20 protein-coding genes are annotated in these 21,761 nt (G+C 40.7%); 13 read left to right on the plus strand and 7 right to left on the minus strand.

What is annotated here, in order from left to right; all coding sequences use genetic code 11:
* The 5 genes from E0409_RS02720 to tig all read right to left on the minus strand — a co-directional run.
* Nucleotides 1-297, minus strand: a 297-nt coding sequence (locus E0409_RS02720) for an IS5 family transposase (RefSeq protein WP_131287340.1), incomplete at its 3' end; no start/stop codon positions are given.
* A gap of 113 nt (nt 298-410) precedes the next feature.
* A complete protein-coding gene (locus E0409_RS02725; RefSeq protein WP_131287343.1) occupies nt 411-1,124 on the minus strand; it encodes a DUF2846 domain-containing protein in 714 nt (237 codons plus the stop codon).
* Nucleotides 1,125-1,328: 204 nt separating this feature from the next.
* Nucleotides 1,329-2,639: an ATP-dependent protease ATP-binding subunit ClpX gene (gene clpX, locus E0409_RS02730; RefSeq protein WP_131287345.1), complete on the minus strand. Its 1,311-nt coding sequence runs from the start codon at nt 2,637-2,639 to the stop codon at nt 1,329-1,331.
* 27 nt (nt 2,640-2,666) lie between these two features.
* Nucleotides 2,667-3,272, minus strand: a complete 606-nt coding sequence (clpP, locus tag E0409_RS02735; RefSeq protein ID WP_131287347.1) for an ATP-dependent Clp endopeptidase proteolytic subunit ClpP — start codon at nt 3,270-3,272, stop codon at nt 2,667-2,669.
* A gap of 192 nt (nt 3,273-3,464) precedes the next feature.
* Nucleotides 3,465-4,799 (minus strand): trigger factor, encoded by a 1,335-nt coding sequence (gene tig, locus E0409_RS02740; RefSeq protein WP_131287349.1) that lies wholly within the window; start codon nt 4,797-4,799, stop codon nt 3,465-3,467.
* Nucleotides 4,800-5,603: 804 nt separating this feature from the next.
* Here tig and E0409_RS02745 point away from each other — a divergent pair.
* The 9 genes from E0409_RS02745 to E0409_RS02785 all read left to right on the plus strand — a co-directional run bounded on the left by E0409_RS02745 (nt 5,604) and on the right by E0409_RS02785 (nt 17,872).
* Nucleotides 5,604-7,913, plus strand: coding sequence for a TonB-dependent receptor (locus E0409_RS02745; protein WP_131287351.1), 2,310 nt, complete (start codon nt 5,604-5,606; stop codon nt 7,911-7,913).
* Nucleotides 7,914-8,020: 107 nt separating this feature from the next.
* Nucleotides 8,021-8,704, plus strand: coding sequence for a Fe2+-dependent dioxygenase (locus E0409_RS02750; RefSeq protein ID WP_131287353.1), 684 nt, complete (start codon nt 8,021-8,023; stop codon nt 8,702-8,704).
* A gap of 366 nt (nt 8,705-9,070) precedes the next feature.
* Nucleotides 9,071-11,308: a catecholate siderophore receptor Fiu gene (locus E0409_RS02755; protein WP_131287355.1), complete on the plus strand. Its 2,238-nt coding sequence runs from the start codon at nt 9,071-9,073 to the stop codon at nt 11,306-11,308.
* Between the two features lie 376 nt (nt 11,309-11,684).
* On the plus strand, nt 11,685-12,368 hold the full coding sequence (locus tag E0409_RS02760) for a Fe2+-dependent dioxygenase (RefSeq protein ID WP_131287357.1): 684 nt from the start codon (nt 11,685-11,687) through the stop codon (nt 12,366-12,368).
* Nucleotides 12,365-13,468, plus strand: coding sequence for an alpha-hydroxy acid oxidase (locus tag E0409_RS02765; RefSeq protein WP_131287359.1), 1,104 nt, complete (start codon nt 12,365-12,367; stop codon nt 13,466-13,468). Before E0409_RS02760 ends, E0409_RS02765 begins: the two co-directional genes overlap by 4 nt.
* Nucleotides 13,469-13,735: 267 nt before the next feature.
* The gene (gene leuA, locus E0409_RS02770; protein ID WP_131287361.1) at nt 13,736-15,433 is read left to right on the plus strand and encodes a 2-isopropylmalate synthase; all 1,698 of its coding nucleotides are present in this window, start codon (nt 13,736-13,738) and stop codon (nt 15,431-15,433) included.
* Nucleotides 15,434-15,534: 101 nt separating this feature from the next.
* A complete protein-coding gene (metX, locus tag E0409_RS02775; protein WP_131287363.1) occupies nt 15,535-16,695 on the plus strand; it encodes a homoserine O-succinyltransferase MetX in 1,161 nt (386 codons plus the stop codon).
* Entirely contained in the window at nt 16,695-17,288 is a 594-nt protein-coding gene (metW, locus tag E0409_RS02780; protein WP_131287365.1) for a methionine biosynthesis protein MetW, read from the plus strand. The genes metX and metW overlap by 1 nt, the downstream gene beginning before the upstream one ends.
* A complete protein-coding gene (locus E0409_RS02785) occupies nt 17,285-17,872 on the plus strand; it encodes a tetratricopeptide repeat protein (protein WP_131287368.1) in 588 nt (195 codons plus the stop codon). The genes metW and E0409_RS02785 overlap by 4 nt, the downstream gene beginning before the upstream one ends.
* A gap of 38 nt (nt 17,873-17,910) precedes the next feature.
* On the opposite strand, the gene E0409_RS02790 is transcribed toward E0409_RS02785, so the two are convergent.
* A complete protein-coding gene (locus tag E0409_RS02790) occupies nt 17,911-18,351 on the minus strand; it encodes a GNAT family N-acetyltransferase (RefSeq protein WP_252151764.1) in 441 nt (146 codons plus the stop codon).
* Between the two features lie 124 nt (nt 18,352-18,475).
* On the opposite strand from E0409_RS02790, the gene rdgB reads away from it, so the two are divergent.
* A complete protein-coding gene (gene rdgB, locus E0409_RS02795; RefSeq protein ID WP_131287372.1) occupies nt 18,476-19,102 on the plus strand; it encodes an RdgB/HAM1 family non-canonical purine NTP pyrophosphatase in 627 nt (208 codons plus the stop codon).
* Between the two features lie 124 nt (nt 19,103-19,226).
* Here the strand turns inward: rdgB and E0409_RS02800 are convergent, their stop codons facing one another.
* Entirely contained in the window at nt 19,227-20,114 is an 888-nt protein-coding gene (locus tag E0409_RS02800; protein ID WP_131287375.1) for an AEC family transporter, read from the minus strand.
* 154 nt (nt 20,115-20,268) lie between these two features.
* Between E0409_RS02800 and tatA the strand changes: the two genes are divergently transcribed.
* The 3 genes from tatA to tatC are packed head-to-tail and all read left to right on the plus strand — an operon-like array spanning nt 20,269 to nt 21,752.
* Nucleotides 20,269-20,502 carry a twin-arginine translocase TatA/TatE family subunit gene (gene tatA, locus E0409_RS02805; RefSeq protein ID WP_131287377.1) on the plus strand — a complete coding sequence of 78 codons (234 nt, stop codon included), beginning with the start codon at nt 20,269-20,271 and terminating at the stop codon, nt 20,500-20,502.
* 6 nt (nt 20,503-20,508) lie between these two features.
* Entirely contained in the window at nt 20,509-20,976 is a 468-nt protein-coding gene (gene tatB, locus E0409_RS02810) for a Sec-independent protein translocase protein TatB (protein WP_131287379.1), read from the plus strand.
* Nucleotides 20,973-21,752 carry a twin-arginine translocase subunit TatC gene (tatC, locus tag E0409_RS02815; RefSeq protein WP_131287381.1) on the plus strand — a complete coding sequence of 260 codons (780 nt, stop codon included), beginning with the start codon at nt 20,973-20,975 and terminating at the stop codon, nt 21,750-21,752. The genes tatB and tatC overlap by 4 nt, the downstream gene beginning before the upstream one ends.
* Nucleotides 21,753-21,761 lie beyond the last annotated feature (9 nt).

A 21,761-nucleotide genomic window follows, 5' to 3' on the forward strand; every position in this document is an offset into this window, starting at 1 on the left:
CACAATGGTTGAGTCCAGCATGGCATATTCATTATCACTTTCATGTGATAGCACTTCAAAAACTTTCTGCCATACGCCTGCTTTAGCCCAACGGCTAAAGCGAGTGTGCACGACTCTAAAATCCCCAAAGCGTTCTGGTAAATCTCGCCACGGAATACCTGAACGATACCGATACAATACTGCTTCAACAAATAGCCTGTTGTCTTTGGCAGTTACTCCAACAGTACTCGCTCGTCCGGGCAACAGATCCTTAATCTGTTCCCACTGATCATCTCTTAATGCATAGCGTTTAGTCATGAAAAAATAATGAGGACAGGTTAGATTTTCTCAAGCTAATTGATGACAGGCTCTAGATAAATTTTTTACTTAATCGAAACTTATTTTTCAGCTTCAAATTGAGGAATGTGTATTTACCAGGTCATTGGATTCCACAACTTAAATGGTGTGGTCAGTTGCACATCTTCCGCAGGATCATATTTAGCAGGTTTAAGCTTTTGAGCTTTTTTGCGTATCTTACCTGTATTTTGATCTTGGGCCACAAAGTTAAAACTTTCCGATTTTAACTGGGTAAATGCAATTTCGTTTAAGCCTGCTTTTTCAGGCACCATCATCAATGGACCCGAAACTTCACGACGAGTACTTAAATTTTCTTCATCATATTTAATAAAATAGGACTGCCCAGCTTCCACGGTAAAATCTAAATATTTAGGCTTTTGAAAATGTTGTGCACCCAAAGGACGACTGCTCGATAAACGATAGGTTCCTGCTGGCAATTCAATCCAGTAATAATGATTATTCAATAAACTGGGAATGCGCTCACTATTAATAAAAAGACTAGATGCCACAATTTCTTGACGGTTCCATTTACTGTCAGGACGATACATATACACAATGGCAGCTTGATCATTTTGTGCTTGTACAGGCTGAAAGCGCTGGCCTAATTTTTGGTTGACCCAAGCACCAATGGTAAACATACCGAGACGGTGCTGCTCAATAAAGCCTGGCTTGCTGTTAAAATCAACAGGTTTTAGGGTTGATGTTACTTGGGCATGTTCAACAGCAGATTTGCCATGACACCCCATTAAAATAATGCTTGCACAGACCGCAATACAGACTCCACGCATGATTTTCCCTCACCGCGTATTTTTTATTTTTGTACTCAATTAAACACTTAATTTTTCGCTATATTGATTGCGACATTGATCTGAGTTAGTTGATCTTATTTAGGCATCCACGCCTAGTGTTTGAGATTAACATTGCGTTTTATTTTTGGAAATAAAAAACGTGCGAAAACACAAGTTTTCCGCACGTTTCAGACGAATAGCGAATTAAGCAGATTTAGAGTTTACAACTTTCAAATCTACTTTAGGCGCAGCTTCAGTCTCTGCTTTAGGTTGACGCTCTGCCTTTAACTCTGGCTTTCCTTCACCATTAATCACCGCATCAGTTACGACCACAGTACCGACATCGGTGCGGCTTGGTAAATCATACATGGTTTCAAGTAAAGAATTTTCCAGGATTGAACGCAGACCACGTGCACCTGTATTACGTTCTAATGCTTTTTTAGCCACAGCACGCAATGCAGAATCTTCAAATACAAGGTCAACATTTTCCATACCGAATAAATATTGGTATTGGCGTGTTAAGGCATTTTTCGGTTCAGTCAGAATCTGCATGAGTGCTTCTTCATCCAACTCTTCCAAAGTTGCAATCACTGGTAAACGACCAATGAACTCTGGAATTAAACCGAATTTCACCAAGTCATTGGCTTCCACTTGACGGAATAAATCAGACAATTTTTTAGTTTCGTCTTTTTTCTTCACGTCCGCAGTGAAACCAATACCGCCTTTTTCTTGACGTTGTTGGACAATTTTCTCAAGACCTGAGAAAGCACCGCCACAAATGAACAAGATATTCGAGGTATCAATTTGAATGAACTCTTGTTGTGGATGCTTACGACCACCTTGTGGTGGAATCGAGGCAACCGTACCTTCGATCATTTTCAATAATGCTTGCTGTACACCTTCACCCGATACATCACGGGTAATCGACGGGTTTTCAGACTTACGGGTAATCTTGTCGATTTCATCGATATAGATAATACCCTTTTGCGCTTTCTCTACATCGTAATCAGCTTTTTGAAGAAGTTTCTGTACGATGTTTTCAACGTCTTCACCGACATAACCAGCTTCGGTTAATGTCGTTGCATCTGCCATAGCAAATGGAACATCGAGAAGACGCGCTAAAGTTTGAGCAAGCAAGGTTTTACCTGAACCGGTTGGTCCAACCAGCAGAATATTACTTTTCGCAAGTTCTACCGCATCATCAGGTTTATGACCTGAGTTGGTGACTTTTAAACGTTTGTAATGGTTATAAACCGCAACTGAAAGCGTTTTTTTCGCAACATCTTGACCAATGACATATTGATCAAGCGCAGCACGAATTTCATGTGGTTTTGGCAAAGGTTTAGTTGCCCAATCACCAGATTCGACTTGCTGACTGGTCTGGACTAAATCTAAGCATACGTCCACACACTCATTACAGATGTAAGCGTCCTCACCTGCAATCAGTTTCCCGACTTCAGACTGCGTTTTACCGCAAAATGAACAATGCTTTTGTCCTTGAGGATGTTCGGACATATTCACTCCAATATTAAAATCTGAAAATTATGGACGTTTACTTAACACTTCATCCACGAGACCGTATTCTTTAGCAGCCTGGGCTGTCATAAAGTTGTCACGGTCAGTATCTCTTGCAACAGTTTCATAGTCTTGACCACTATGCTCTGCCATTAAACGGTTTAAACGTTCTTTAATGAATAGAATTTCACGTGCGTGAATTTCAATATCCGATGCTTGACCACGGAAACCACCGAGTGGCTGGTGAATCATCACACGGGCATTTTCCAAGCAATAACGCTTACCTTTCGCACCGGCATTCAACAAGAACGCACCCATAGATGCCGCCTGCCCCATACAATAAGTCACCACATCCGGTTTAATAAACTGCATGGTGTCATAAATTGCCATACCTGCAGTCACCGAGCCACCTGGTGAATTAATATAGAGGTGTATATCTTTATCTGGGTTCTCTGCTTCTAAAAACAACATTTGCGCAACAATTAAGTTGGCCATGTTGTCTTCAACTTCACCTGTTAAAAAAATTACACGCTCACGCAAAAGGCGTGAATAAATATCAAAAGAACGCTCACCACGAGAGGACTGTTCTACGACCATTGGCACTAAAGCGTTATCAATTGTTGGAACATACATACGTTATTTATTCCTAAATTTTTTGTTACTCAACTCATAGTCACAATATGAGGGATAATTGTCGAAATTGCAAAATATTCCCAATTAAATAACAGATATTTTTTGCATAAGCTTTGTTAATCCAGGACACGTTGAATATAAGCCAATACATAAAAAAAGGCGCATGATGCGCCTTTTTTCGATCAGCTAAACTTAGCCTTGTTGACGAGCTTGTTGCTCTTTCAACAATTCTTCGTAGCTTACAGCTTTATCAGTCACTTTAGCAGACGCTAAAATGTGATCAACGATTTGATCTTCTAACACAACAGCTTCGATTTGAGCACGTTGTTGTTTGTCATTGTTGAAGTATTCAATAACTTCTGTAGGATCTTCATAAGAAGAAGCCATGTCATTGATGTAAGCTTCAACACGAGCAGGATCAACTTCGATTTTAGCATCAGCTAAAACTTTGCTTACCAACACACCCAATTTAACTGCTTTCTCAGCTTGTTCTTTGAACAAGTCATCTGGAAGCATGCTGCTGTCAAATGCTTGCGCACCTTGAGCACCAAACTGTTGAGTGAATTGTTGAATCATTTGTTGACGTTGACGGTCAATTTCTTGAGCCAACATAGACTCAGGAACTTCAACTTCGTTTGCAGCTACAAGCGCGTCAAAAGTCGCAGCTTTAACTTGGTTACGAAGACCGTTTTTCACTTCACGATCCATGTTTTTACGAACGTCAGCTTTTAATTTTTCAACGCCTTCTTCTTCAGTTAAACCAAAGATTTTTAAGAATTCAGCATCAATTTCTGGAAGTTTTGGTTTTTCAACTTGCTTAACAGTAATTTTGAACTGCGCAGCTTTACCAGCAAGGTTTTCAGCTTGGTAGTCTTCAGGGAAAGTTACATCAATAACTTTCTCTTCGCCTTTCTTCATACCAACGATACCGTCTTCGAAGCCAGGAATCATACGACCAGAACCTAAAACAAGTTTAAAGTCTTCAGCAGTACCGCCTTCAAACTTTTCACCGTCAACAGTACCTTCGAAATCGAAAGTTACTTGCATGTCTTTTTTAGCCATGCCTTTGGTTTCAGCCCAAGTTTGACGTTGTTTTTGAAGGTTTTCAATCATTTGGTCAACGTCTTTATCGTTAACTTCAGTTGTTTTACGTTCAACTTCCAAATCGTCAAAAGCTTTCACTTCAACTTCTGGATAAACTTCTACAGTTGCTTGATAAACAAGAGCGTCTTCTTTGTTTTCAACTTTATCAATGTTTGGCATGCCAACAGCATTGATTTTTTCTTGCTGAATTGCTTCGAATACTGTGTCACGAATTACATCGTTCACAACTTCTTGATAAATGCCTGCGCCATATTCACGACGTACAACATTTAAAGGCACTTTACCTGGACGGAAGCCGTTGATCTTCACAGTTTTAGCAGTGCGTTTTAAACGAGCTTCAAATTGCTCGTTCACACGGCTCGTCGGTACAGATACATTTAAACGACGGGCAACGCCCGAAACCGCTTCAGAAGTTACTTGCATGGCTTCCTCGATATAGAAATAGTAATTGCAATTTTGAAAGTGCCATATTATATGACAACATTGGAAGATATACAAAACAGGATGATTTAACCATTAAATTTTAAGCTTTCTTCTGATAAAATCCGTTTTTATTTCAATTTCCTAACACTTTATCTGGCAAATACGCTCATTTTGTATGCTCTTTAGCTAAAAGCGTAAATTTTCTTAATTTTGAGTAGTTAGCTGATTGAGTTCGTACATCCTAACTTAGAGTTGCATCACTCTTTGTAACTGCCAATAAAAAAACGTGCTTTAACTGGTAATAATCTCAATCACTGAAAATCACTTTTTTAATTGCGTTACAAAATTTATAATGCGCCAATACTCCCTATTTAAATCCGGTTCATAACCTTTATCACCCAAAACAAACACGGATGAACTTTGTATAATTTCATTACAAGAGATCTTGAACAAAATTTATTAGCGCTTCGACTCAAGTGAAAATAGGGCATTGATAATGAATGCAACCTACTCCATGGAAGAAACACGATGTAACATCAAATTAACGCTTCGACATCAAAAATTGCTTAAAAAATTCTTAATATTATTATGATTAAAATTCACAATCAAAAATCACACATTAACCGTTTTTACAAATAAATAAATAAAATCAAAAATTTAAAAACTTATTACCATATTCTTTTATTCAACAAACAAATCAATATAAATATAATGATCGCAAACTACAATCAAAATTAATAGTTATATAAAATAAGAATCATTATTATTCTCATACATTTTCACAGTTCACCTTTTGAGTTAGAAATGGCCTTCATAAAAACACGCAAAAAAATCGTATCTTCTGCGATTGTGTCATCACTTTCAGTCATGGCAGGGAATGCAATTGCACAAGATCAAGTGACTCAACTTGATACTATTCGTACTCAAGCAGAAGTAGAAACAACTCAAGGTTTAAAAGTAGATAAATCTGCAAACACGAAGTTCGTTGCTCCGCTGCTGGATACACCTAAATCAGTTTCTATCATTTCTAAACAACTGATTGCCGATACTCAAGTAACAACTTTAAGCGATGCTTTGCGTACTGTGCCTGGTATTACTTTAGGTGCGGGTGAAGGTGGTAACCCAAATGGCGACCGTCCATTTATTCGTGGTTATAACTCTGAAAGTTCAATGTATGTGGATGGTGTGCGTAGCGCAACTTCACAAAACCGTGAAATGTTTGCTGTAGAGCAAGTTGAAGTCACTAAAGGTTCAGCTTCTGCAATGGGTGGTGCGGGTACCACTGGCGGTAGCATCAATATGATTTCTAAAGTTGCTAAAAAAGGTGACTTTTTGGAAGGTTCTGTTGGTGCAGGTACAGACAATTACCAACGTATCACTTTAGATGGCAACAAAGATTTTGGTAATGGTATTGCAGCCCGTGTTGCAGTATTGGGTCACAAAAATGAAAAAGCAGGTCAAGCCGATGGTACTGAATACGCACGTGCTGGTATCGCGCCAAGTATTACTTTTGGTTTGGACACAGCGACTCGTGCAACTTTAAGCTATTACTACTTAAAGTCGGACGATACTCCAGATTCAGGTGTTCCGTATAACAATCCTTTCTCAGCAACCAATCAGCCTGCTCGAATTTCTGAAAATGGCAATGGTAAACCAATTGATGTCAAACAAGGTATTTACTACGGTTGGAAAGATCGTGATTTCCAAAAACAGGAAAATCAGATCGGAACAATCAAGTTAGAACATGATTTAACCGATAACTTAACAATTAGTAATACTGCCGTGTATGGCAACTCTAAAAATGATTACCTTTGGACCAATCCAGATGATTCAAGAGGTAATTTTTATCAACTTGGCGGTTCTTTAACAGGTAATGTTTGGGCACGTGCAAACTCTCGTGTAGCCGATACTGATACTTTTACTGACCAGCTTGCACTCACCGGCAAATTCAATACAGGTTTCCTTAAGCATAGCTTTAACCTAGGTGCAGAGTACTCAGATCAGGAAACAGATCGTACTCAATACATTATTGATGGTGTTAACGCTACAGGTAATGTACACAATGCCTGTAATGCTGGCGATATTACTTTGGGCTGGTGTACTTCGGTACAAAACCCAAACCGTGGGCCATGGACAGGTACATTAAGTACTAATGGTGCCGACCAATACAATATTCAAAGCAAATCAAAATCTGTTTATTTCTTAGACAGTATTGAATTTAATCCACATTGGATTTTAGATTTGGGCGTTCGTTGGGATGACTACTCAACTGAGCAAACCATGCTTGCAGGTCGTTTTAATACTACGACTCCAGCAGGAACAATTGTCAAACTTGAAAATGATAAAGACTTTATCAACTATCAAGCGGGCATTACATTTAAACCGGTTGAAAATGGCAGTATCTATGCCAGCTATGCAACATCTGCAAATCCAGTCGGTGTAGATGGTGGCGATGGTTCTGAAGGGATTACAGCTGCAATCAATAATCTTAAACCTGAAGAAGTCCGCACCATGGAGTTAGGAACCAAATGGGATGTCTTGAATGACAAGCTCAACCTGACTGCAGCTATTTTCCGTACTGAAAAAACCAATACCCGTGCAATAGCAGACGATGGCACAACCAGCAATATTGGTGAAACTCGTGTCGATGGTATTGAGCTTGGTGTAAATGGGAACATCACGGATAAATGGGCTGTATCTGCGGGTTATACTTATTTAGACAGCGAGTTAGTTGATGGTGGTTATGAAGAAATTACACCTAGTACAATGCCTAAAACTTATAGACCAAGCAGCAATAACGGCAATCAGGTTCAAAACGTATCGAAAAACAGTGCAACACTTTGGACAACCTATGCACTAACTCCAGCTTTAACACTAGGTGCTGGCGCTGTCGCGATGGACAAAGTCTATGGTAATGCAGCAAATACCAAGTTTGTACCGGGCTATGTCCGTTATGATGCCATGGCACGTTACAACGTAAACAAAAATGTTGACCTGCAGTTGAATGTCAACAACCTGTCTGACGAACGTTATTTCACTAAGGCTTATGCATCGCATTATGCAACTGAAGCAGAAGGTCGTAGTGCAGTATTGTCTTTAAACTTCAAATACTAATTTCAATTAAAACCATAAGTTAATTATGGATTTAATCTAAAATAGCCTCATAATAATGAGGCTATTTTTATAGCTAAAAGAATTCATTCTTCCAAAGGTGTATTGCCGTGATCCATCATATTCCCAACGTACTGAGTAAAGAACAAGTTCAATATTTCCGTGAAGAAATGAATAAAATTGAATGGGTGAATGGCAAAGTCACTGCGGGTACACTTTCAGCCACAGTTAAACAAAACCAACAACTTCCGGAAGATCTTCCCTTAACCCATCATTTAAGCACCATTATTTTAGAATCATTAGGACAACATCCCTTATTCCTGTCTGCCGCTATTCCTTTAGACATCATTCCTCCCCTGTTTAACCGTTATGAAAATAATGAAGCCTTTGGTTTCCATGTCGACAATTCGATTCGTCGAATTCGTGGAACCAATGAACGCTTAAGAACAGATTTATCCTGTACGGTTTTTTTAAGCGAGCCAGAAGAATATGAAGGTGGGGATTTAGTCGTAGAAGACACGTATGGCTACCATGAAGTCAAACTTCCTGCAGGCGACATGATTCTCTACCCTTCAACCAGTTTACATGAAGTCACGCCAGTAACCTCAGGTTGCCGTATTGCATCATTCTTTTGGGTACAAAGCATGATTCGTGATGAAGCTGAACGTCATATGCTTTTCAATCTTGATCAAAGTATTCAGAACCTGCGTATGCAGTTGGGTGATCAGCATGATGAAGTGATCAAGCTGACCAATCTTTATCATAATTTAATGCGTAAATGGGCTGAACTGTAATTCTTTTAACCCCAAAAATTAAATGGGCGGCCGAGATTTGATATCGGCTAGCCTAGTCAATGACTTATAAATATAAGAATATCTGTTTTCTCTGTGAGCCAGATTTGACTGTCATCATATCGTTTTCCCTGTGAGCACGATTACTTTATTTAATGAACAAGCTTGAGTTAAATCATATTCTCAGCCATTTTCATGATAATTAAATACTTACCATCACTATTGCTAATAATAATAATTATCATTATAATTTATATTAATTGTTACAGGCCATAACAATATCTCCACTTTTGCTGCTATTTTGCCGACTTTAAAAGTGGCAAGGCAGTAATGGAATTCTGTCATATACGATATTAGGGATTAGCCACAATGGCACAGATTAAAAGCCGTAAACACAATCGAAATGCGCAACTGGTTGCTTTAGCCGCATCTCTCCCCCTCATGGCTCATGCAGCAAATACACAAGATGTCACTCAGCTTCCCACCATTACCGTGAAATCAGATGCAGAAAATAAATATAAAGCGGATAAGGTGAGTTCGCCTAAATACACTCAACCTCTGGTAGATACCCAACAAACCGTTTCAGTGATTAAAAAAGAATTATTAAAAGAACAAGGTGCAACCTCTCTGGTTGAAGCCTTAAGAAATACGCCGGGAATTACCCTGCAGCTCGGTGAAAATGGCAATACCAGTGCCGGTGATGCTTTTCAAATGCGTGGTTTTTCAACCCAAACGTCGACCTATGTCGATGGTATTCGTGATCTGGGTGCTGTTACTCGGGATGTATTTAACCTGGAACAGATTGAAGTCGTCAAAGGCCCTTCTGGCGCAGAAGCAGGACGTGGATCGGCATCGGGTTATATTAACTTGGCCACAAAACTTCCTCAGACTGAAAATAGTCGCGAAGTTTCTGCAACTTATAATACGGCAGAACATGCCCGCCTGACTGCCGATATGAATCAAGTGATTAGTGATGGCGTTGCTTTTCGTTTAAATGCGATGGGACAAGACGGCGGTGTCGAAGGTCGCGATTTTATTGAAAATAATAGTTGGGCCATTGCCCCTTCAATTTCTTTCGGTCTAGATAGCGATACGCGTCTGTATCTCTATTCACAGCATATTCGTCAACGCAATATTCCGGATGGCGGTATTCCGACTGTCGGCATGGAAGGTTTTTACAATACAGATTCAGCTTTAGCTTCAGCACCTAAAGTCAACCGTGAAAATTATTACGGTCATGTGAATGATTATGAAGATGTCGATGCAGACATGTTCACTACAAAAATCGAAAGTGATTTGGCAGAAAACCTAAAACTGACCAATATTACCCGCGCAGGCAAAACCCAGATGCAACGGGTATTAACCGGGATTAATAGCCTGAGTACCAACGGTTCGACCAATCCGAATGACTGGACAGTGAGCCGCTCTCGCCAAGGGGTAGATCAGGAAAATAAGATTCTGGCTAACCAGACTACTTTAAATTTGAATTTAAAAACCGGTGCTATTGAACATGATGTTGTTGCAGGTCTGGAATTCTTAAAAGAACAACAACATACAAAAACTATGGCGACGCAAATGCCGGGTCAAGCGACGGTCACAACCTCTTGGGCCAATCTTTATGATCCAGATCGCAATGAAGCAATGCCCGGCCTGATGTATAACGGGGGCTATACCCATGGTGAAACCGATACAGCTGCCGCCTATTTATTCGACACGCTTAAATTTGGCGAGCGCTTCCAGCTGAATGGTGGGGTACGTGTCGATTATTATGATACTGAATATGGTGCTTTAACCCTGCCATCAGGCAGCAGTAGCTTAGTGCCTGCCAATTTTGCTGCACACGATACTTTAGTGAGCTGGAAACTCGGGGGGCTATATAAACCTACAGCTAAAAGTAGCGTTTATGCCTCTTATGCCAAATCATTGACACCGCCCGGCAGTGCCAACTTTAGCCTTTCAGCAGAAGGGATTAACAGTGCAGCTGCAAAACCACAGGAAACCAACCACTATGAAATTGGAACCAAGTGGGATCTGCTGAATGATCAATTGGCGATTAATGCTACTGTGTATTACACTGAAAATGAAAACCAGTTTACTCAGGATGCAATTACCAGAGAATCCATTCAGGAAGGTAAAACAACCGTCAAAGGTGTAGAACTCAGTGCTGTAGGTAAAATCACCGATGCATGGAGTGTTTCTGCGGGTGTCGCCCATATGAAAACCGAGCAAGAAGACCAGTTAAGTGTTAATGCAACCACTGGAGCGATTACCCATACCAATAACGTACGCTGGTCACCTGAATGGACTGCAAGCCTATGGTCGACCTATGATGTTGCAGGCTTTAAACTCGGCTTGGGTGCACGTTATGTGGATGATCAAAAACGTGTGATTACGGACAGCACTGCAGTGGCGAATATGCCAAGTATTCCGAGCTATGTGGTATTTGACGCCATGGCCGGTTATACCCTCAATAAAAATGCCTCTGTGAACCTAAATGTCTATAATCTGGCAGATAAAGAATATATCAGCACCTTAAACAATGGCGGCGGTCGTGTGGTATTGGGTCAACCACGTTCAGCAGCGTTGACCTTTAATTATAAATTTTAAGCAATTCGCTAAGTCTGAGCAGATTGAGTATAAATGTAGTGTGTTAGAGCTAGGGTCTGTTGACACTTCCTCTATGTTTGCGACGACGCATATTTTTTAGCTGATATGAGGCATGGAGTAGGAAATTTAGTCATTCTAAATGGCTACTTCATAACGATATAGCAGCAAAAAATATGCTTGTCCCGTAGGGCTGTGGCTAAAATTATCTCAGATTTCGTTTTGAAACTTGATAATAGTCTCGCTATTCTCTACGTTTCATGCCTCATCTGCTCAATTTTAGCCTACAGCGCAAATCATTTATGAAGTATCAACAGACCCTATGCACTACATGATTTATTTTTGAGTCCACCTTATTCAAGGGATGCAGATAAAGCTGATGATGTTACATATTCCTGAAATTTTAACCAAACAGCAGGTTACTGAATTACGCCAGCAACTGGATGTCAGCCATGCCTGGATTCAGGGTCAACAAAGCGCAGGCTTTCAGGCTCAAAAAATAAAAAATAATCTGCAAATCGATGTGAACAGCATTATCTATCAATCCCTCTCTCCCAAGATCTTGCAAGCCTTACAACGAAATGCTCAGGTCAAATCTGCGGCACTGCCCAAACATATACTCTCGCCTTTGTTTAACTGCTATCAAGATGAGGGCAATTATGGCAATCATGTCGATAGTGCAGTGCAATATTCAGATGCAGCAGGACATGCAATTCGTACCGATGTTTCCATCACCCTGTTTTTATCTGAACCGGATGAATATGAAGGTGGTGAACTGATTATTGAAGACAATTATGGCAGCCATGCAGTAAAACTGGATGCAGGTGATGCCATTCTCTACCCTGCGACCAGTTTGCATCGGGTTGAACCGGTAACTCATGGCAAACGGGTTGCAGCATTTACCTGGTTGCAAAGCATGGTCAAAGATGATTGGCAACGCAGTATGTTATTCAACCTGGATATGACCATTATGAAACTACGACTACAAGTGGGCGATTCAGAAGAAATTATCAGTTTAACAAGCCATTATCATAATTTATTGCGCCAATGGGGCGATTTATGAAACCGGTTACACCACTTGATCCTTTCAGCCAAATTCCGGCACATTTGCAAACCCTTGCCGATTATGAGCGACAAGCTGAAAAGCACCTTCCAGAAAGTACCTGGCATTACTTGCAAGGCGGTGCCATGGATGAAGTCAGTGTTCAGGAAAACCTGGATCAGTTTAAAAAAATCCAGTTGATTCCCAGACATTTAAATGACCTAACTCAAGGTAATACCGCATGTGAAATTTTGGGACAAACCTTTCCTCATCCAATTTTTTTGGCACCGATTGGTCATCAACAGCTGTTTCACTCGGATGCTGAACTGGTGACGGCTTTAGCCGCTGAAGTACTACAAAGCAACCTGATTTTAAGTACTTTTAGCAATACCGATATGCGTAGCCTTAAAGCTGAAAATCCTTACAAATGGTTTCAACTCTATTGGCAAGGTGACCGTGAAAAATCTTTAGCATTGGTTAAAATTGCAGAGCAGCATAACTTTAAAGCTCTAGTCATTACCGTCGATTCACCGCATACCGGTATTCGGGATCGTGAACGTCGGGTGTTTTTTCAGTTACCCGAAGGTATGCAACATCCGCATACACCCACGCATATTCCCCTGCCTGAAATTGGTGAAGATCAACATCCGGTATTTAATGGCTTAATGCAGATTGCCCCGAAATGGGATGACATCGAGTGGATCATTAAAAACACCTCACTCCCGGTGATTTTAAAAGGTGTGGTTCATCCCAAAGATGCAGAACGTGCAGTTCAATCCGGTGTTCAAGGATTGATTATTTCCAATCACGGTGGACGAGTTTTAGATAGCTGCATTTCGCCACTCACTGCCCTGCAACGTATTAAAGCAGTGGTTCCTCAGGATTTCCCTTTAATTGTCGATGGTGGAATTCGTCGCGGAAGCGATATTTTTAAAGCCATTGCTTTAGGTGCTTCAGCCGTTTGTATTGGTCGTCCCTATATTCATGGTTTAGCGGTTGCCGGTGCTTTAGGGGTTGCCCATGTGATTAAAATCTTAAAGGAAGAATTTGAGATTACGATGGCTTTAGCGGGAACTGTGACATTAAACGAGATCACTTCCGACTATATTTTTCACAAATAATCAAATTAAAGGAAAATATTTTCTATAAATATGCTGTAAACGCAAAAATAGAAATTTATTTTCGGAATAAGTGGATTAATATTTAGTTATAGATTTGCAAGTACTGCGATAAAGCTAAGTCGTAATAATTTATCAATATTTTACGACTTTCGACTAAAGTACCTGAAGCAGTGCTTGTAAATGGTTAGAATAGACACAATCTATATTCGTAGTACGTTGCCGTTATCCACGATTAAAAGCAATACATGCTACACAAGGAGTTACCTCATGATGTTGGCTGATCCAAGTAAAAAATATCGTCGCATGTACCAACGTGTAGACTTGCCAGACCGCCAATGGCCAAATAACGAAATTAACAAAGCGCCAATATGGATGAGCACCGACCTTCGTGACGGTAACCAAGCGATTTTTGAACCGATGGATATGGATCAAAAATTCAAAATGTTCCAGATGTTGGTGAAAATTGGCTTTAAGCATATTGAAATTGGTTTCCCTTCTGCATCGCAAATTGACTTTGATTTCACCCGTAAATTGATTGAAGAAAATCATATTCCAGATGACGTTTACATCGAAGTTTTGGTTCAGGCGCGTGATCATTTGATCCAACGTACTTTTGAATCGTTGATTGGTGCAAAACGCGCGATCGTACATATCTACAATTCAAACTCACCGACTTTCCGTCAAAAAGTCTTGAATGTCGATGTTGCCGGTGCAAAGCAGTTAGCGGTAAATGCTGCGACAAAAGTGAAAGAATATGCAGCGCAATATCCTGAAACTGAATTTATTTTTCAGTACAGCCCGGAATGTTTCTCTGCGACTGAATTAGAAGTGGCAAAAGCGGCCTGTGATGCAGTGACTGAAGTTTGGGAAGCTTCCCCGACCAATAAAGTGATCTTGAACTTGCCAGCTACTGTGGAGGTGTCGACACCAAACGTCTATGCCGATCAAGTAGAATGGATGCACCGTAATATTGAACGTCGTGATGGCGTGATCATTTCTGTGCACTGCCATAATGACCGTGGTTGTGGGATCGCAGCTTCTGAATTGGCAATTATGGCCGGTGCTGACCGAGTCGAAGGTTGTGTGTTTGGTAATGGCGAACGTACCGGTAACGTGGACGTTGCAGCAATTGCATTGAACATGTACACCCAGGGTGTTGCACCAAACTTGGATTTCTCCAACATTAATGAAATTATTGCCACTGTTGAAGAATGCACAGGTTTGCCAGTGCACCCGCGTCATCCATATGCAGGCGACTTAGTATTTACTGCATTCTCTGGTTCGCATCAGGATGCGATCAAAAAAGGTTTTGAATACCAGAAAAACCAAGAAATGTGGGATATGCCTTACTTGCCAATCGACCCTAAAGATTTAGGTCGTGACTATGATGCGGTGATTCGTGTCAATTCACAGTCAGGTAAAGGCGGTATTTCCTACTTGTTGGAATCAAATTACAATGTAGTGTTGCCGCGTCGTTTACAAATTGAGTTCTCACAAGCGGTTCAGCAAGTCACGGATGAACAGGCAAAAGAAATTTCAGCACAAGATATTTGGGCTTTGTTCAAACAGAATTATGTTGCAATCAAAGACGCTCATTACTCTGCGAAAAACTACAGATTGTCTGATGACAATGGCAACCAGGTGATTGAGTTAGATATCGAAATTAACGGTAAAAATCAACACTTACGTGGTGAAGGTAACGGTCCGATTTCTGCCATCTTGAATGCATTACAATTACCAATTGATGTCTTGAACTATGAAGAACGTAGTATTAGTTCGGGCGCTCATGCCAAAGCCTTGGCTTTAATTGAGCTTCAAGTGAAAGGCACGGGTAAATCTGCATTTGGTGCAGGTGTTCACGACAACATTGTGACTGCTTCAATCGAAGCGATCATTGCCTGTACCAACCGTTTGATCGAGCAAGGTGTATTGAGCACAGAACAGGTTGTTGCGGCTGCCGTATAAGTATTAGCAATAATATTTAGCACTAAAATGACTTTAGAAGGATACCCTCAAGTGGTATCCTTTTGTTTATACATTCTAAAGATTTAAGGCGAATTATTCCTGTGTCTTTTCCAGCTGAATCAGTGGGTCTAGTTACCCCACAAAAGTTCTCATTCGAAGAGCCGTTAGAGCTTGAATGTGGTCGCATTCTCCCACGTTTCGAAATCATGGTTGAAACCTACGGTACACTCAATGCAGATAAATCCAATGCGATTCTGATTTGCCATGCGTTGTCGGGTCATCATCATGCTGCAGGCTATCATCATGAAGATGATAAAAAGCCAGGCTGGTGGGATGCCTGTATTGGTCCGGGCAAAGCGATTGATACCTCTAAATTCTTTGTTGTTGCCCTCAACAACATTGGCGGTTGTAGTGGATCTACCGGTCCAATATCGCCAAATCCTGAAAATGACAACCGCCCTTATGGTCCAGACTTTCCTTTAGTTACCGTTCGTGACTGGGTCAAAACCCAAGCCATGCTGTCTGACCGTTTAAGCATTGATGTCTGGTACTCGATTATTGGTGGTTCACTTGGCGGCATGCAGGCTTTGCAATGGTCGGTGGACTATCCCGATCGTTTAAAAAATTGCGTGATTATTGCCAGTGCACCAAAACTGTCTGCACAGAATATTGCCTTTAACGAGGTTGCGCGTCAGTCGATTTTGTCGGATCCAGATTTCCATAACGGCCGCTATTTGGAAAATGACAGTTATCCAAAACGTGGCTTAATTTTGGCACGTATGGTCGGTCATATTACCTATTTGTCTGAAGAAGCCATGAAACAGAAATTTGGCCGTGACTTGAAGTCAGGCAAATTTATGTATGGTTTTGACGTTGAATTTCAGGTGGAAAGCTATTTGCGTTATCAAGGTGAACAGTTCAGTCGTAACTTTGATGCCAATACTTACCTGATTATGACTAAAGCACTGGATTATTTCGATCCTGCACGTGAATATGAATTGTCTTTAACCAAGGCGATGGCGAATACCAAATGCCGTTTCCTGGTGGTTTCATTCACCACCGATTGGCGTTTTACCCCGAAGCGTTCACAAGAAATTGTGGATGCACTGATTACCAATCATAAACCGGTCAGCTATGTCGATATTGATGCAGAACAAGGTCATGACTCGTTCCTGTTCCCTATTCCGCTTTACGTTAAATCATTACGTGCATTTTTAGGTGGCGCAGAACACCTTGAAGCAACACATCAGGAGACTGTGTAATGCGTATCGATCATCAACTTGCAGAAACATGGATTAAACCTGATTCAAGCGTACTCGATTTAGGTTGTGGTGATGGTGAACTGCTGGCGCATATGGGCAAAAAGCACAATATTCGTGCATATGGATTGGAAATTGATCAGGAAAAGATTGCAATTGCGGTCAGTCGAGGGTTAAATATTATCCAACAAGACCTGAACCTCGGTTTAAGCCGCTTTGCAGACCAGTCCTTTGACTATGTGGTTATGGCACAGGCTTTGCAAGCAGTAGATGCACCAGACGTATTATTGCGTGATATGGTGCGTGTGGGGAAACAAGCAATTATTACCTTTCCTAACTTTGCCCATTGGAAGACGCGTTCTTTCTTGGCTTTAAAAGGAATGATGCCTGTTTCAAATGCTTTACCGTATATGTGGTATAACACGCCTAATATCCACTTATGTACTTTCCGTGATTTTGAAGCACTTTGTGCGGAAAACGATATCCGGATTATTAACCGACTCGCCGTGAATGGGGATCAGCAAGGTAGTTTACTCAGTAAACATATCCCGAATCTGTTTGGTGAAGTCGCTATTTATAGAGTGAGCGCACTATGAAAAAAATATTATTAAGCACACTATTAGTTGGACTTTTTAGCCTTCAAGCCCATGCAGATTATGTTGCACCTGCACCATCTGTTTCCAGTCAAGCTGCACAATATTCTGTCATGGATATTAATAGCCTGATTAAATCAGCAAAATCAGGTCAAGCCGCTGCGCAGTTTTATTTGGCGACCAAGTATCAACTCGGCAAAGATATTCAAAAAGATCAACAACAGGCTTTCGTCTGGTACAAAGCAGCTGCCGATCAAGGTCTGACTGCTGCACAATTGAATGTCGGTCGTATGCTGGCGGATGGTATTGGCACCAAAAAAGATGAAACCTTAGCACGTAAATACTTTGAAAAAGCAGCCAGCCATGGTGACAACCGTGCCAGCTTTAATCTTGCGATGATGGAAGAGCAAAAGAAAAATTACGTCGGTGCATACCAATGGTATGAGCTTTCTACACGTGATGGCATGCTCGACAATAAGGTTATTACCCTGTCTGAAGGCAAGAAGACCGCTTTGGCTGCCAACCTGACCCAAGAACAGATTCGCATGGCACGCGACCGTGCCGACAAATGGATTCAAGCTCAATAATCATTGATGGATTCTATAAAGCACCTTCGGGTGCTTTTTTAATGTACCGAGAAATCTTTTCGCATTTTAACAAAACGTAGTCCATAAGCCTCTGCCACATCAGAAATGACTTTAAACCCCATTTTTTGATAAATAGGCACTGCGTATTCACTAGAATTCACACTCATACTTTCTGAGCTTAGTTTTAGTTTTTCTTCTACGAAATTCCACATATACCGCCCTAATCCTTGTTTTTGATATCGAGAATCCACAAAGAAATGGATGAGATGTGCTGGTTTTTTATAAGCAATCACGCCTTTTAATCTCCCCTTATCTTCCAATAGCCAATAATATAATTCAGGTGTATGAATGAGCTGACAAATCGCCTCTATACTAAACTTTTGCTCACCTTCTATATTTACAGCAAAATCATAAATATAAGGATGAATTAAAATACGGATTGCTTCCGCATCCCGCAGGGTAGCTTGACGTAATTTCATCATTTTTCTTTCAATTATTATTGTTATTCACAGCATAACGGATTTATCTATATCTGCATATTTTAACGTACTGTATAAAATCCGCTAAAATAGCCTTATTCATTGTCACATTAAGATCGAAATAATGGCTTCTAAAAATTGGTTATCCCAAGGAACACTGGTACTTGCAAGCAATAACAAAGGAAAAATTGCAGAATTTGAAAAACTATTTGCAGAATTGAACTTACCTGTTGAAGTACTTGCGCAAGGTAAACTCAATATTGAAGATGCGATTGAAGACGGTTTAAGCTTTGTCGAAAATGCCATTATCAAAGCGCGTCATGCGTCTAAGATTTCAGGAAAACCAGCGATTGCAGATGACTCTGGTATTTGCGTGCCTGTTTTAGGCGGTGCGCCGGGCATCTATTCTGCGCGCTATGCAGGCGATCATGGTAATGATACTGCCAATAATGAAAAACTGTTAGCTGACCTTCAACCACTACGTAAAGACGGTGAAGCGATTGAAGGGATGTTTGTCTGCGTACTTGCACTGGTGCAACATGCAGAAGATCCCCTTCCACAAATTTTCCAAGGCATCTGGAAAGGTGAAATTTTAGAAGCTGCACGTGGTGAAAATGGTTTTGGTTATGACCCATTGTTCTGGTTGCCTGAACTCGGTATTTCTAGTGCAGAACTGTCTAAAGAAGAGAAAAATAAAATCAGCCACCGTGGTCAGGCGATGCAGTTGTTTAAGGCAAGTTTGGACAAGTAATTTCTTGCTCTCAAAGAGAGTCCCTTCTCTCTCTTGCGCCATACATGGCTCAGGGCAGCGAATTACATGTGATTTAATCAAAGCATAATTTTAAATCGATGTCCTCCCTCCCTTTAGGAGGGAGTTAGAGGGCGGGCAATAAAAGATGAAGTATCGCTCCATACAGCATCACCACCACACAACTGATAATTGTTCCCGAAGCGATATATTTCGCTGAAGTTCCCGTGCCTTGATAATGGGTTTCTAGCGCCACAATATTGGCGGCTGGCGGTAGACAGAACAATAAAAACATCACGCCTATATAATTTTCAATATTTGGAATTGGAATAAAGAAGTAAGTCAGACTACAGATCACCACGCCTACAGCGATTTTAATCAAGAAAATTTTACCACTGCGCATTAAATCTTCCACATGCACTTTGGTATGTCGTAGCCACATGCCGAGTACGCACATTCCGGTAAAGCTCATGCCCACTTTTGCAAAACTATAAATTATATCCAGCCAATCATGCTGTTGCAGATGCTGTAAACCTATAACTCGACAAATTAAGGCAATCAATAGCGCGAAAACCGGCGGTGACAAAGCAACTTTTTTGATTACCGTTGAAAGAGGTTGAACATCCAGACTGACTGCAGTCACTGCCCAGATATTGCCGAATATAGAACCGCCAACATATAGCGCCACCATCGCCGCACTAATTTCAGGACCAAACAAAGCCAAAGCAAATGGGAAACCGAGCCATGCTAGATTGACATAACTAACGCAGAGTGCACGAAGCTTATCTTTAAAAATAAAGTGAAAAGCATAGAACATGAAAATAGCCACAACAAAGCTAAATATCATCAGGCTGAGGCTACCCGCCTGATAAAACACCATGTTGTAAATAATCACGAGGGGAATAAAAAACCGTGCTAACAGACTCGCGAATAGTGATTTTAAAGCTGCGGAAAATTGCGTTGAAGCGAGTCCCCATCCACATAAAAAGCCGAAAAGTGGTAAAAGCAAAGCCACAGCATCATCCTGAAGGAGCAATAGAAATATGCTAGCAGCAAATCAAACACAAAAGCAGCTTTAATCCAGTCTGTCTTTAAACTGAAATTTTTCAGTCACATTGCTGTCATCGCAACATGTTCAGATGAGCTTAAATAAAAAATGAGTAAAGAACATGGCAGGATTATCGATTTGGCACGTTGTGATTTTTGCAATTGTGGTAATTTTATTGTTTGGCACATCCAAACTTAAAAACCTGGGTAAAGATGTCGGTGGTGCAGTCAAAGATTTTAAAAAGTCGATCAAAGAAGATGAAGCAACTACTTCAGCATTAAATGAACCAAAAATTATTGAACATCAAACAAGTCATTCCGATGTTAATTCTCCGGTAAAAACCCATTCAGGCTAAAACGTTATGCTTAATATTGGTATGACTGAACTGCTGGCTTTCGGCATTATTAGTTTATTGGTGCTCGGGCCTGACAAGCTTCCGGAAGCTGCACGCTTTGCGGGAAAATGGTATGGGAAATTTAAACGTACGATCAGCAATGTACAAAATGATATTGATCGCGAGCTGCGTTTATCTGAATTACGGGAACAGATGCAAAATGAAATGCAAAGGATTCAAGAGCTAGAACAAAAGATGCAAGCTCAAATGCATGAACTAAAACAACAATCCCAACCTGCAACAGAAAAACAATTACAAAATGCAGTGCCCAATAATAAAAATGTTGCCACTTTTTATTATTTTATTAAACAACCTCTGCCTTCGTGCGTTTATTTGAGCACACAAACTGCTTGCAGCATTACGCCGTCAATAGAACAGCCTTTAAACATCATGCCTCCAATTTCACAGTTAAATGAATTAAAGGTGGCAGTATGAACACTCCAATAGAAAATCAATTGCCGATTCCCCTTGCAGATCAACAATCCTCTAATCTGGAAGAAATGCCGATTACCCAACATCTCATGGTCTTGCGTCAGCATCTCTTTAAAATTGTCGGTTTGCTGTTGGTGTTATTTTTTTGCTTATTGCCTTTTGCCAATCAAACCTATCAGCTTTTGTCTGAACCTTTACGTGCACAGCTCCCCGTTAGCTCATCGATGATTGCCACCGATGTCACCGCAACATTCATGGCACCGTTTAAGTTAAATTTCTTTGTTGCCTTGATGTTGGCGATGCCTTTTATCATTTTCCAACTCTGGAGCTTTGTGAAACCCGCGCTCTATGAAAAAGAAAAAACCTTAGCGATGCCATTACTGCTTGGTAGCATCAGTTTATTTTATGCCGGGATTGCTTTTGCATATTTCGTTGCGCTGCCTTCTATTCTGCATTTCTTCATCAGTGTTTCACCTGAAACGGTTGCGCCAATGACCGACATTAACAGTTACCTAGCTTTCTGCTTAAAACTGTTCTTGGTCTTTGGATTTACCTTTGAAATCCCGATTATTACCTTAATTCTTATTTTAATTGGACTAGTTTCTACGCAACAATTAGTGGAAAAACGGCGCTTTATTGTGGTCGGCTGCTTCTTTGTGGCGATGTTCGTAACACCACCGGATGCAATTTCCATGATCATGCTCGCCATTCCCATGTGGTTGTTATTCGAAATGGGCTTGTTCTTTGGCAAACTGATTGAAAAACGACGGGCGGCTTAAATGCTGGCA

The organism is Acinetobacter sp. ANC 4862 (genome assembly GCF_004336635.1).
Taxonomy (GTDB): domain Bacteria; phylum Pseudomonadota; class Gammaproteobacteria; order Pseudomonadales; family Moraxellaceae; genus Acinetobacter.

What these genes read in the sequence shown, in the direction of transcription:
- metW (WP_131287365.1), top strand. Translation starts at nt 16,695, where the DNA reads ATGCGTATCGATCATCAACTTGCAGAAACATGGATTAAACCTGATTCA.
- E0409_RS02755 (WP_131287355.1), top strand. Translation starts at nt 9,071, where the DNA reads ATGGCACAGATTAAAAGCCGTAAACACAATCGAAATGCGCAACTGGTT.
- clpP (WP_131287347.1), bottom strand. Translation starts at nt 3,272, where the DNA reads ATGTATGTTCCAACAATTGATAACGCTTTAGTGCCAATGGTCGTAGAA.
- clpX (WP_131287345.1), bottom strand. Translation starts at nt 2,639, where the DNA reads ATGTCCGAACATCCTCAAGGACAAAAGCATTGTTCATTTTGCGGTAAA.
- E0409_RS02790 (WP_252151764.1), bottom strand. Translation starts at nt 18,351, where the DNA reads ATGAAATTACGTCAAGCTACCCTGCGGGATGCGGAAGCAATCCGTATT.
- tig (WP_131287349.1), bottom strand. Translation starts at nt 4,799, where the DNA reads ATGCAAGTAACTTCTGAAGCGGTTTCGGGCGTTGCCCGTCGTTTAAAT.
- leuA (WP_131287361.1), top strand. Translation starts at nt 13,736, where the DNA reads ATGATGTTGGCTGATCCAAGTAAAAAATATCGTCGCATGTACCAACGT.
- tatA (WP_131287377.1), top strand. Translation starts at nt 20,269, where the DNA reads ATGGCAGGATTATCGATTTGGCACGTTGTGATTTTTGCAATTGTGGTA.
- E0409_RS02725 (WP_131287343.1), bottom strand. Translation starts at nt 1,124, where the DNA reads ATGCGTGGAGTCTGTATTGCGGTCTGTGCAAGCATTATTTTAATGGGG.
- rdgB (WP_131287372.1), top strand. Translation starts at nt 18,476, where the DNA reads ATGGCTTCTAAAAATTGGTTATCCCAAGGAACACTGGTACTTGCAAGC.
- tatB (WP_131287379.1), top strand. Translation starts at nt 20,509, where the DNA reads ATGCTTAATATTGGTATGACTGAACTGCTGGCTTTCGGCATTATTAGT.
- E0409_RS02765 (WP_131287359.1), top strand. Translation starts at nt 12,365, where the DNA reads ATGAAACCGGTTACACCACTTGATCCTTTCAGCCAAATTCCGGCACAT.
- E0409_RS02760 (WP_131287357.1), top strand. Translation starts at nt 11,685, where the DNA reads ATGATGTTACATATTCCTGAAATTTTAACCAAACAGCAGGTTACTGAA.
- tatC (WP_131287381.1), top strand. Translation starts at nt 20,973, where the DNA reads ATGAACACTCCAATAGAAAATCAATTGCCGATTCCCCTTGCAGATCAA.
- E0409_RS02785 (WP_131287368.1), top strand. Translation starts at nt 17,285, where the DNA reads ATGAAAAAAATATTATTAAGCACACTATTAGTTGGACTTTTTAGCCTT.
- E0409_RS02745 (WP_131287351.1), top strand. Translation starts at nt 5,604, where the DNA reads ATGGCCTTCATAAAAACACGCAAAAAAATCGTATCTTCTGCGATTGTG.